We start from the raw sequence: 10,931 nt of genomic DNA on the forward strand, positions 1-10,931 counted from the left end.
ATATCCACGGCGGTGACTCTTTCACAGCTGTGACACTCTTGATCACATGCGGAGGGTCAGCCTGTGGCTGCGAGGAAAGCCGATGATCGCGGACAGCGCGCTGGCGCTCGTGTTCTTCGCGCTCGAGGTAGTCACGTTCGTCAGTTCGCCGCGTGAGGAGCGGTGGCCTCAGCTCGTCGTCGGATTTCTGATCTGCCTTCCCGTCGTGTGGCGTCGCAAATATCCGCGTGTGTCCGCTGCGTCCATATTGTCGATGTCGTACTTCGCGACCCTGATGATGTGGGCGACCGGGGATCCGGCTGCGGAACATCCAGGCCTGCTGGCGCTCGGAGTTTCGCTCTACACACTCGTTGCGTACGTCGATCGGCGTACCGGGGCGATATTCGCGTGCTTCCTTGCCCTGGACATGACTTTCTCGTTGCTCGTCATCCGCCAAGACGTGATCCTGACGATCATCATCGCGACGCTGCTCTATGCGCTGGCCTGGATCACCGCCGAGTTCTTGAGCGCGCGACGTGCCTACGACGAGGAAGTGGCCGCCAGACTCGAAGTGGCCGAATACGAACGAGACCGCCGCGCCGAGGATGCGGTGGCGACGGAAAGAACCCGGATCGCCCGCGAACTCCACGACGTCGTTGCCCACGCGGTCAGCGTGATGATCGTTCAAGCGGACGGCGCCTCGTATGCCGTCGATTCCAATCCGGCGTTGGCGAAGAAGGCGCTCGGCAACATCTCCAGCACCGGACGTGATGCGCTTGCCGAGCTTCGCCGGACCGTCTCGCTTCTGCGCACCGAGGTCAGTAGCGATTTGATGCCGCAACACGGAACGGCCGGCATTGCCAAGGTCGTCGAGATGATGCGTGCCGCCGGTCTCGGCGTGCGCCTCGAGCTGACCGGCGAGCTCGACGACGTCAGTCCATCGGTCAGCCTTGGCATTCATCGCCTCGTTCAGGAATCACTGACCAATGTCCTCCGCCACGCCGGCGCGAACCCGAAGGCCCGAGTCACCGTGCGCCGCACCGAGACCGCGGTACTGCTCGAGGTCGTCGACAACGGAACGTCGAGCTCGACCTTCGCTCACGGTTCGGGCAACGGACTGGTCGGCATGCGTGAGCGGGTGGCGGTACTGCACGGGACGCTCGAGACGGGACGACGCCCCGACGGCAGTTGGCGTGTGTACGCAGAGTTGCCGCTCGAGATCCACGATTGATACCGGCTCGCCGCAATCGCATTGGCACCGACGTCTCAGGCCCGATAGGTTTACGCCGTGCCCATCACCGTGCTGCTAGTCGACGACCAGGAACTCATGCGGATGGGCCTGAACATGGTGCTCGAAGCACATGAGGACATCTCGGTGATCGGTGAGGCCGGTGACGGAGCCGCGGCGGTCGCAGCGGCGGTGGCGCTGAAGCCTGACGTCGTGTTGATGGATGTGCGGATGCCGATTGTCGACGGTGTGAAAGCGACGGAGCAGATTCTTGCCTCCGGGATCGAATCCAGGGTCCTGGTCATGACGACGTTCGACCTGGACGAACACGCGCTCGGCGCCCTGCGTGCCGGAGCGAGTGGGTTTCTTCTCAAAGACACCCCGCCCGAGGACCTCGTGTCGGCTATCCGCAGCGTGGCGGCCGGTGATGCGGTTGTTTCCCCGAAGGTGACACGTCGTCTGCTGTCGAGGTTCATCGTGGACGGTCCGGCGCCGCGACGCGATCCGGTGGTTCTCGACGTCCTGACCGAACGCGAACGCGAAGTCCTCGGGCACGTGGCCACGGGACTGTCGAACATCGAGATCGCACAGCAGCTGTACCTGTCCGAATCGACGATCAAGTCGCACGTCGGACGCATTCTGACCAAACTCGATCTGCGTGATCGTGTGCAGGCGGTGGTGCTGGCCTACGAGACCGGACTGGTGACTCCGGGCGCGTAGGCCAGCCGCCTGTCAGGCAGCGAGCGTTTCGCTCTGCTCAGGCATCAAAAGCGCCCACTGTTGGCAGCACGATGCAGGTCTTCCCGTCTGCGTAATCGACATTGCCGAAGAGAGCGGCAAACACCTTGCCGTCGCCGGTGTCGACGACCTTCGAGAGCAACGGCGTATCGAGTACGGGCAACTTCTCGTCCAACGGGACGATGCCACCCTTGAAGGTGCCGACGTTGATCCAGGCAACACTCAACCCTGAGGTCTTGGGTATGCCGACGTAACCCGGGATTGCCTGGAACCGGAGATGGTCGGCCTCGACCCACGGCGGCAACGGGAAGTTCGGACCGGCCTGTGCGGAGCTGAGGGTGACGGTGACAGGTTCACCGGCCACGCCACACCCGACCGTCGGTGCGGGGTACATGAACGACTGCGGCTTGGTGACGCCGATGTCCGGGAGATCGAGGGCGGTCGTGATCTGATCAGCGCCTGCCGTGCCGATCAACTGCTGAACAGCAGCAGAGGCTTCGGGGGAGATGGCTGCGGCCTGCGCGATCAGCGCGGCAATTCCTTCGGGTACTACCGGTTCTGCGGCCGCGGTTCCCGCGCTGATCATCGTGCTGCCGGCCGTGAGTGCCACGACGGCGGCAGTGCCGGCGATGGCAGCGGGAATGCGTCGGGCGAGTGTCTTGCCGGGGAGTCGGCTCATGTCGGGCTCCTTCATTTCATGAGGCCGGGAAAGGCGGCCCGAAGTGACTTGACCATGCGCATAGTCTCAACGTCAACTTGAGGTTTAGAATCGTTAGCGGAGCGTTAGTTAACGCCAGGCAAGTCGCACGTGCGCGAGAGAAGGCCCGTGTGACTCACGGCACTCGCCTGTTTTGCACCTCTGCGTCGTTGTCGGGAGAAAATCCGGCCCCTCGAGCGTTGAACGGATAGACCGTCTGAAAGGGGACGTCATGATCGCCGCCGTATTCCTCCTCTACGTGATCGTCGAGATCGCCGCATTGGTCATCGTGGGCAACGCCATCGGTGTCGCCTGGACAGTGCTGCTGTTTCTCGCCGGTTCGCTTGTCGGATTGATCCTCATGCGTTCGCAGTGGCGACGAGTCATGGACGGATTCCGCAAGGCAACGAGGGGTGAGGGATCGCCGTCACTGGCGGTCGCCGACGGCGCCTTGGTCGCGGCGGGCTCCGCGTTGATGTTCGTACCCGGACTCGTGACTTCCGTTCTGGGCCTTCTGCTTCTGATTCCGCCGACCCGGTGGGCGCTCCGCCCGCTTGCGGTGCTCCTGGCAGGCAAGCGCGCAGCAGCATTTGCCGCCGGTGGTGACGCCTTCGCCGGAACCGTCGGCTACGCGGCGCGCATGCGCGGAAACGGCGAGGTGATCGACGGCGAGATCATCGTCGAGACACCCGAAACCACCGAGTACGTAGCAAGCAACGGCAAGGAACTGGTCCTCGAGGGTGAGATTCTGGACACGGATACACCCACCCGTTCGCGGGGGCCGCAGTACTAACAGGCAGACTGGGTGCTCGTGACTACTCGTCTGCTGGTCAACGGCCGGATCTACAGTTCATTTGCACCTGACGCGACCTCGATCGCCATCACCGACGGCACCGTCGTGTGGGTCGGCGACGAGCGCGCCGGACGGGCGTTGCACCCCGCCGCGGAGATCGAAGACCTGGGCGGTGCGTTTGTCACTCCCGGGTTCGTCGACACCCACGTCCACATCACTGCATTGGGACTCAATCTCGTCGGTCTGGATCTCGTGGGCGCGAACTCACTGGACGAATGCCTCTCGCGAGTACGAACATTCGCAGCGGCAAACCCCGAAACTGCCCATCCCGACGCAGTCATCTGGGGACATGGTTGGGGTGACACCGAGTGGGCAGATCAGACGCCGCCTTCGACCGCGGATCTCGACGCGGCTGCCCCTGGCCGCAAGGTGTATCTCTCGCGGATCGACGTTCACTCGGCCGCGTGCTCGAGCGCATTGCGCGACGGGATCTCCGGCCTCGCCGACACTGCCGGATACTCGGCCGACGGCCCGCTGACCTTCGATTCACACCACCTGGCGCGCAATGCGGCTCGGAACCTGCTGACCGAATCTCAGCGCGCGTCTGCTCGTACCGCGGCGCTCGATCTGTGCGCCTCCCGCGGGATCGTCGCAGTGCACGAGTGCGGCGGACCGGACATCTCGGGACTGACCGATTTCCAGGAACTACTGGCCCACGACCACGGAGTGGAGGTTCGGGGCTACTGGGGTGAGCGCGTCGACACCGAAGAGGATGCTCGTGCACTCCTCGACAAAACCGGAGCAGACGGACTCGGCGGGGATCTATTCATCGACGGTTCGCTCGGTTCGCATACCGCGTGGCTGCTCGAACCCTATGCAGACCAACCTGATTCGACGGGCAACGCCTATCTCGACGTCGACGCGATCGCCGCACACATCCGGGCCTGCACCCTCGCGGGTGTCCAGGCCGGCTTCCATGCGATCGGTGACGGTGCCGTCTCGTCGGCAGCGGCCGCGTTCCGCAAGGTCGCCGACGAACTGGGTGGCCCCAAGGTCGCCGCGTTGGGTCACCGCCTCGAGCACGCGGAAATGATGTCGATGGCTGACGCGGAAACCTTCGCGGCCTTGGGTGTCATCGCGAGCGTCCAACCGGTGTTCGACGCACTGTGGGGCGGTACCGACGGTCTGTACGCCACGCGCCTGGGAGTCGACCGCGCAGCAGCGTTGAATCCGTTTGCACCTGCTGCCGGTAAGGGTGTCTCGCTCGCATTCAGCTCCGATGCCCCGGTCACCCCCATCGAGCCGTGGGCGATGCTGCGCGCCGCTGTCCAGCACCGCACCGACGGAAGTGGAATCTCACCGCGTGCGGCCTTCTCCGCCGCAACGCGCGGCGCCTGGCGCGCGGGCGGAGTGCGGGACGGCGCCGCGGGAACGCTCAATCCGGGTGCACCCGCCTCCTACGTGTTGTGGGAGGCAGGCGAACTCGAAGTCAGTGCACCGGCCGATTCGGTCCAGCGATGGTCTACCGATCCGCGCTCGCGAGTACCCGCTCTGCCCATGCTGGCGGAAGATGCGCCGATTCCGGTCTGCATCAAGTCGGTGCATCGCGGACGCGTCGTCTACCAGCGCGGCTCGACGAGTGAGTGAGGCCGGCGCAGAGGCGCCCAGCAGCGATCGCTCCCGCGTGAACGCTGTGCTCACCGGTTCGGCATGGCTACGTTCGCTGTACGCAGCCGCAGGCGGATTCTTGATCTTCGCCGGGTTCCCACCTCGTCCGCTGTGGTTTCTGGCGCCAGTCGGGATCGCTCTTCTGACGTGCGTGTTGACGAACTTCGGTCGAGGCGGATTGCGTCTTCGTGCCGGCTTCGGTTACGGGTACCTGGCCGGTCTCGGATTCCTGGTGCCGTTGCTTCCGTGGATCGGTGTGTTCGTGGGCGCGGTCCCGTGGATCGCGTTGGCCGCGGTGGAGTCGTTGTTCATCGGACTGTTCGGGTTGCTGGCGGTACTGGTGGCGAGGTTGCCTTGGGCACCTTTGTGGATTGCCGCGACCTGGACGCTTACCGAGTGGCTCCGTTCCAGCGTTCCTTTCGGCGGATTTCCTTGGGGCAGGCTCGCATTCGGTCAATCCGAAGGGTGGCTCCTCCCACTCGCGAGTATCGGCGGTGCGCCGCTGCTCAGCTTCGCGGTGGCCCTGACCGGTACCGGCTTGGCAGCAGTCGTCGTCACTGTCGCGGCAAAACGATGGGACCGAGGATTCTTCGGAGCCGTTGCCGCCGCCATCGTGCCCGTGATCGTTGCTCTCGTGGTGTCGCCGTTTCTTGCCACCATGGATTCCGGCGACCGAACGATCACCGTCGCCGCGATCCAGGGCAGCGTTCCGCGGTTGGGCTTGGACTTCAACTCGCAACGCAAGCAGGTCCTCGACAACCACGTCGCCGAAACCGTGAAACTGGCAGCCGAGGTGGACGCGGGCCGCGTCGATCAGCCTGACGTCGTGATCTGGCCGGAAAATGCCTCGGACATCGACCCACTGCGAAACGCCGATGCCGCGGCCGACATCACCCGAGCCTCCGAAGCGATCGGAGCCCCGATTCTTGTCGGCACCGTACTCGTGAATGCCGATCGTACGACCACCAATTCAGTGATCGTGTGGGACGGCGCCAATGGTCCTCAGGAACAGCACGACAAGAAGATCATCCAGCCGTTCGGTGAATACCTGCCATACCGAAGCTTCTTCCGGAACTTCTCCTCGTACGCCGATCGTGCGGGCAATTTCGTGCCCGGCGATGGCAACGGCGTTGTCCACGCAGCGGGTGTACCGATCGGCGTCGCGACTTGTTACGAGGTTGCGTTCGACCGGGCGTTCCAGGAATCGGTGCGCAATGGTGCGCAGCTGCTGGCAGTACCGACCAACAACGCCACCTTCGGGGACACCGAGATGACGTATCAGCAGCTGGCAATGTCCCGTGTGCGGGCAGTCGAGCACGGCCGTGCCGTCGTTGTGGCCGCAACCAGTGGTGTCAGCGCCATCATCGCTCCCGACGGGGCAGTGACTTCGCAGACCGACCTGTTCGTGCCGGCGGCACTTGTGGCCAAGGTGCCGCTCTCGACCAGCTCCACCCTCGCTACCCGAGTAGGTCCGGCGCCGGAGATCGTGCTCAGCATCATCGCGGTCGGTGCGATTTCCATGGCGCTGGTAGCCCGGCGCCGAGATCGGGCCGAGCAATCACCTGAGGAGACTGCGGCAATCTGACCCGAGCAACGGATATCGGGCTGCCGATGTTCCGAGGGGCGCCTACGCGGGTACTCGCTGTGCCACCCGTTCCTGCGTAAAGGCGGCCTCCTGTGACCGAGCCAGACAAGACCCAGCCTGAGAAGGCCGGGCCCCAGACTGCAGTTCGCAAGACCAGTGTCGTCGACGCGGTGCTGCAGTCACCGCTCGCGGGGCTGTCACCGTGGATCCTGCTGTCCTTGCTCTCCGGGCCGGGAAGGTTCGAGGAATCCGCGGCCGCCGCGCTCGGGTTGTCACTGCTGATCTTGGCGGCCAGTCACCGGCGCGGCGGCACGGTGAAGCTGTTGGAGGTCTTCGACGTCGTGTTCTTCGGCGTTCTGGCGGCCATCGGCCTCCTCGCGTCGGCGAACACGATTCGGTGGTTCGAACTCTGGGGAGGCGAACTGACCAACATCGCGCTGGTGGTCTTTGCCTTCGGATCGATCCTGCTCCGCAATCCTTTCACTTTGCAGTACGCGAAAGAGTCGACGCCTGAAGAGTATTGGACGACGCCACTGTTTCTGCGCATCAACTACGTCATCACCGCAGTGTGGGCGCTCGCCTTCACATGGTCGGCCGCAGTGGGCCTGTTCGGAGACGCACTGCTGCACGACGGAGACAACTTCTGGACCGGATGGATTCTGCAGTTGCTCGGAACCTTCTTCGCGATCTCCTTCACCGAGTGGTACCCCGAGTATGCGCCGAACAAGGCCGCTCAGGCTCAGGGCCTCGAAACCGAACCACCGCAGTCGATTTTCAGGCTGTTCGACTTTTTGCCGGTGTTCGTAGCCGTGACCGGCATCGCGGGGTTGGTGACCGACTCCGTTTCCGTGACCGCAGGCGTCACGTTGATTCTGGTCGGCGTGTTCGGACATCTGGCGATGCGACGGTTCACCGTCGACTAGGAGCTCTCGGTGATCTCGCGCCGACGGGAACTTGGTGCACGATCGTCTCGATGACCGGCAGGTGCCGGCTGATGCACGGAATTTGTCCGTTTCTGCGATAGTCAGTGCACCTGCCGTGCAATGGAAACGAGGGAAATTGAGCGTTATTTCGAGTACTGCACACAAGCACGAGCCCATACACGGACGACGTCCACCAGCGGATCACCGCTTCCTCGGACTCGACACACGCGTCTTCCCACACGCCCTCGCGATCTTGGGGGTGTGGATGCTCTGGACCGTGATCGTGCCCGCCATCGATTCCGCTGTCTCCTCCGAAGATCCAACCGGCGCCGGAGACCGAATGGCCGTGACCGAAACTGTCTCCTTCGCCGCACCTGCGGGCTGGAATGTCGAGAGTGGTTTCCGAACCGACCAACATGGCGCGTCCGATTCGCTCCCACGTGTGACGTTGACCGGCGGCACCGTCACCGTGAGCGTCGACGCCGACACATTCAGTGGAACTGCCGACGAGCTCCTCTCCCAAACAGATGCCGTGAGTCTTGCGACGAACGGCAGTTCCGTGCTTGCGGTCTCCGGTACACGCCAGCCGATCAGCACCGACGGGGGTCTGAGCGGCGTCCAGGTCAGCTTTGACACTCCGCGGTCCGCCGGATCGGTGACCACATTCGTCGCCGACGGCGAGGGAATTCGGGTACAGGTAGTCGGCCCACCCGATCAGATCGCCGCCCGCAGTCGAGAAATCACCGACATGATCGCCTCCATCGGCACACATGAGGGAGACACCAAGTGAGCAGCGATCTCCTCGAAACCCGCTCCCGCGCATTCGATACGACGGCCTGGGGCGAGAAATTTCACTTCTTCCAACCACGCAACGTCGTGTTCTGGATATACCTGTGGATGTGCGGATTCGGCCTCGTCAAAGGCTGGCAGATGTTCGCCCCCTTCGCCGGATACTTCGGGCGCGCACTCCTCGTTGCCGGCATCGTCGGCATCATCAGCGCCGCGGTCTGGACATGGTGGTTCCGGCACATCGACCGCTACGAACGCCAACCCGTAGGACTAGTGGTAACCGGCTTCATCTGGGGCGCCACCGCAGCAACGTTCACTATCGCAGTACCCGCGAACGGAGCAGTCGGCTCGCTCTACACGAAGATTTTCGGGCAGGTATGGGCTCAGGACTGGCATGCGGGCCTCTCTGCACCGTTCGTGGAGGAAACCGCCAAAGGCATCGGCATCGTCGTCCTCCTCGCGCTTGCACCGCGACTGGTGCGCACCGCAACCGACGGCCTGCTCCTCGGCGCTTTCATCGGCTTGGGATTTCAGACCAGCGAAGACTTTCTGTACTCGATTGCCGGCGCGACGCAGGGCTTCGGCGCCCACCAAACCGACGGACTGATCGGTTCCATCGCCACCCGCACCTACTCCGACATCGTCTCTCATCCCCTCTTTACAGCCCTTTTCTGCGCCGGCGTGATCTATCTGATCGGCACCCCGGCCCAGCCCCGGCGGATCGGACGCGGATTGGCGTTGATCGTGGCACCCATCCTGATCCACGGCGTGTGGGATTCGATGCTCGCGATCGCCGGCGGCAGCAGTTCGCTCGTGTTCGTCATCATGATCGGCGACATCGTCTTCGCTTTCACTGCCTTGTGGATCGCGTTCGTCTGGGCGCACCCACGTGAGTCCCACTTCGTCCGTGACATTCTCGCCCCGGAAATCGAGTCCGGCGTCCTGACCGACGCCGAGGTGACAGCCGCCGGCGGATGGCGACAACAACGCACTTACGCGAAAGCCGCACCCACTCGCACCGAACGTCGCCAACGACGACATATCGTTCGTGCCGCGCTGGATCTGTGCAGCGACCTTGCTGTCAGCAAGGGCGACGACAGCTCCCAGGTCGTCGAATCACGCAACGAAATCACCCGCCTCCGCCAAGGAACCGCGGCACAGAGCATCGCTCAGTGACCGCGAAGTAGCGGAAGTACCGTTCAGCACCGTAAGTCATTTACCCACACCCCAGTCGGCCGGGTTGTTTGCCAACGTCACTTGGCAAGCAACCCGGCCGAGTGACTGGGCTACCAGTTCACGATCGGCGTGAGTGGGGTACCGAAGTTTGGTGTGTCGCGGGGTGGGGGATACAGCTCACACTGGTGCACGAAGCAGTGCCGATGGTTCTCCAGCGCGAATCGCGAATCCGCGCACTGTCGGCTCGCGAGTGCGCCTGGATGCTGAATGACGTTGTCCTGAAGTGCCTTTGAGGACCGCGAAGCATCCTGAAGTTGCCACGTCGAAGAAGGGCCGAAGTATGACGTCGACTTGTGAACGATCACTCCCCGTAGAACGAGAAAGACCGCCCGGTGTAGAACCGGACGGTCTTGATCGAAGTGCTAGTTCATGCGCCGCGACGCTTGGCCTTCAGCAAATCGAGACGCTCTTTGAGGAGCTCTTCGAGTTCCTCGACCGAGCGACGCTCGAGCAGCATGTCCCAGTGGGTGCGGGGAGGCTTGACCTTCTTGGCTTCGGGGGCAGTTCCCTCCATGAGGGCGCCTTCGAGGCCGTTGCGGCACAACCAGGTGCCGGGGATCTCGGCTTCGTCCGCGAACGGGATGTCGAAGATCTCGCCGTTCTCGCACTTGTACTTGGCCATACGACGGGGCGCGAGGTCATGGTCACGGTCGGTCTCGTAGCTCACAGCTCCGAGACGGCTACCTCGAAGTACGCGATCTGCCATGGTGGTGTCCTCTCTTCGTTCGTCACCGCTGGTGGGCGCCCTGACTTGGGGAGTAGACGCTCACACTCATCTACAACGCCACGAGCACCCGATTGGTTCCCGTGTGGCGAGAAGACGCAACCTCTCCATCTTACCGGGTACCGCGCGCGTTCATCGAAGGCGTCCGAATCTCGAGTACAGTGTCGACTCATGGCTGAGAGCACACGCGTCGGATCACCGCAGACTGCGCGTTCCGGAAACCCGTGTGTGTGGTGCGGCCGCGAGGTCGCGGTGACGGGAGTGGGTCGTCGTCGCCGGTACTGCAGCCAGTCTTGTCGCCAGCGCGCGTACGAGCAGCGCAATGCCGTCAAGGGCACGACGATCCCGGCTGACGCCGTCATCTTGACCGCCGTCGAGGCCGTCGAACTGGTGGATCGGATGTTCGAGGTTCGCTGCGCCGCCGAAGATGTGGCGACTGCTGTTGCCGAGGGAGCCGAAAGTTCGGAACTCGCACAGTTGTGTGAACGGTTGACCGAACTTGCCCGTGAAGCCGAACGTTTCCGGTGAAGCAGGTGTGGGCAACCGGTTTCTAGCCTTGCGTTGAGCACCG

General features: G+C 63.5%; 11 protein-coding genes. 9 read left to right on the forward strand and 2 right to left on the reverse strand.

All coding sequences use genetic code 11. The annotated features are described in order from the left end of the window. The first annotated feature begins 46 nt into the window (after positions 1 to 46). Both ACKAMS_RS25610 and ACKAMS_RS25615 read left to right on the forward strand, forming a co-directional pair. The gene (locus tag ACKAMS_RS25610) at positions 47 to 1,210 is read left to right on the forward strand and encodes a sensor histidine kinase (protein ID WP_408989761.1); all 1,164 of its coding nucleotides are present in this window, start codon (positions 47 to 49) and stop codon (positions 1,208 to 1,210) included. 57 nt (positions 1,211 to 1,267) lie between these two features. Next, on the forward strand, positions 1,268 to 1,927 hold the full coding sequence (locus tag ACKAMS_RS25615) for a response regulator transcription factor (protein WP_003945024.1): 660 nt from the start codon (positions 1,268 to 1,270) through the stop codon (positions 1,925 to 1,927). Between the two features lie 37 nt (positions 1,928 to 1,964). On the opposite strand, the gene ACKAMS_RS25620 is transcribed toward ACKAMS_RS25615, so the two are convergent. Further along, complete coding sequence (locus tag ACKAMS_RS25620; protein ID WP_020969642.1) at positions 1,965 to 2,624, reverse strand: hypothetical protein; 660 nt, start codon at positions 2,622 to 2,624, stop codon at positions 1,965 to 1,967. A gap of 250 nt (positions 2,625 to 2,874) precedes the next feature. Here ACKAMS_RS25620 and ACKAMS_RS25625 point away from each other — a divergent pair, with 250 nt between their 5' ends. From ACKAMS_RS25625 to ACKAMS_RS25650, 6 genes are all read left to right on the forward strand, one after another. Continuing rightward, entirely contained in the window at positions 2,875 to 3,435 is a 561-nt protein-coding gene (locus tag ACKAMS_RS25625; RefSeq protein WP_003944915.1) for an FxsA family protein, read from the forward strand. Positions 3,436 to 3,447: 12 nt separating this feature from the next. Then, entirely contained in the window at positions 3,448 to 5,082 is a 1,635-nt protein-coding gene (locus ACKAMS_RS25630; protein ID WP_408989762.1) for an amidohydrolase, read from the forward strand. A gap of 37 nt (positions 5,083 to 5,119) precedes the next feature. Next, the gene (gene lnt, locus ACKAMS_RS25635; RefSeq protein ID WP_408989774.1) at positions 5,120 to 6,688 is read left to right on the forward strand and encodes an apolipoprotein N-acyltransferase; all 1,569 of its coding nucleotides are present in this window, start codon (positions 5,120 to 5,122) and stop codon (positions 6,686 to 6,688) included. Between the two features lie 92 nt (positions 6,689 to 6,780). Continuing rightward, positions 6,781 to 7,611 (forward strand): hypothetical protein, encoded by an 831-nt coding sequence (locus ACKAMS_RS25640; protein WP_408989763.1) that lies wholly within the window; start codon positions 6,781 to 6,783, stop codon positions 7,609 to 7,611. Between the two features lie 136 nt (positions 7,612 to 7,747). Continuing rightward, entirely contained in the window at positions 7,748 to 8,401 is a 654-nt protein-coding gene (locus ACKAMS_RS25645; RefSeq protein WP_228118220.1) for a hypothetical protein, read from the forward strand. Next, the gene (locus ACKAMS_RS25650) at positions 8,398 to 9,576 is read left to right on the forward strand and encodes a PrsW family intramembrane metalloprotease (protein ID WP_172932863.1); all 1,179 of its coding nucleotides are present in this window, start codon (positions 8,398 to 8,400) and stop codon (positions 9,574 to 9,576) included. Before ACKAMS_RS25645 ends, ACKAMS_RS25650 begins: the two co-directional genes overlap by 4 nt. A gap of 427 nt (positions 9,577 to 10,003) precedes the next feature. Here the strand turns inward: ACKAMS_RS25650 and ACKAMS_RS25655 are convergent, their stop codons facing one another. Continuing rightward, positions 10,004 to 10,342: an RNA polymerase-binding protein RbpA gene (locus ACKAMS_RS25655; RefSeq protein WP_019748472.1), complete on the reverse strand. Its 339-nt coding sequence runs from the start codon at positions 10,340 to 10,342 to the stop codon at positions 10,004 to 10,006. Between the two features lie 189 nt (positions 10,343 to 10,531). On the opposite strand from ACKAMS_RS25655, the gene ACKAMS_RS25660 reads away from it, so the two are divergent. Continuing rightward, entirely contained in the window at positions 10,532 to 10,888 is a 357-nt protein-coding gene (locus ACKAMS_RS25660; RefSeq protein WP_020907776.1) for a hypothetical protein, read from the forward strand. Positions 10,889 to 10,931: the final 43 nt, after the last annotated feature.

The sequence above is a fragment of the Rhodococcus sp. 5A-K4 genome, assembly GCF_046097995.1.
Lineage (GTDB): Bacteria > Actinomycetota > Actinomycetes > Mycobacteriales > Mycobacteriaceae > Rhodococcus_F > Rhodococcus_F erythropolis.

What these genes read in the sequence shown, in the direction of transcription:
- ACKAMS_RS25610 (WP_408989761.1), top strand. Translation starts at nt 47, where the DNA reads ATGCGGAGGGTCAGCCTGTGGCTGCGAGGAAAGCCGATGATCGCGGAC.
- ACKAMS_RS25620 (WP_020969642.1), bottom strand. Translation starts at nt 2,624, where the DNA reads ATGAGCCGACTCCCCGGCAAGACACTCGCCCGACGCATTCCCGCTGCC.
- ACKAMS_RS25625 (WP_003944915.1), top strand. Translation starts at nt 2,875, where the DNA reads ATGATCGCCGCCGTATTCCTCCTCTACGTGATCGTCGAGATCGCCGCA.
- ACKAMS_RS25655 (WP_019748472.1), bottom strand. Translation starts at nt 10,342, where the DNA reads ATGGCAGATCGCGTACTTCGAGGTAGCCGTCTCGGAGCTGTGAGCTAC.
- ACKAMS_RS25660 (WP_020907776.1), top strand. Translation starts at nt 10,532, where the DNA reads ATGGCTGAGAGCACACGCGTCGGATCACCGCAGACTGCGCGTTCCGGA.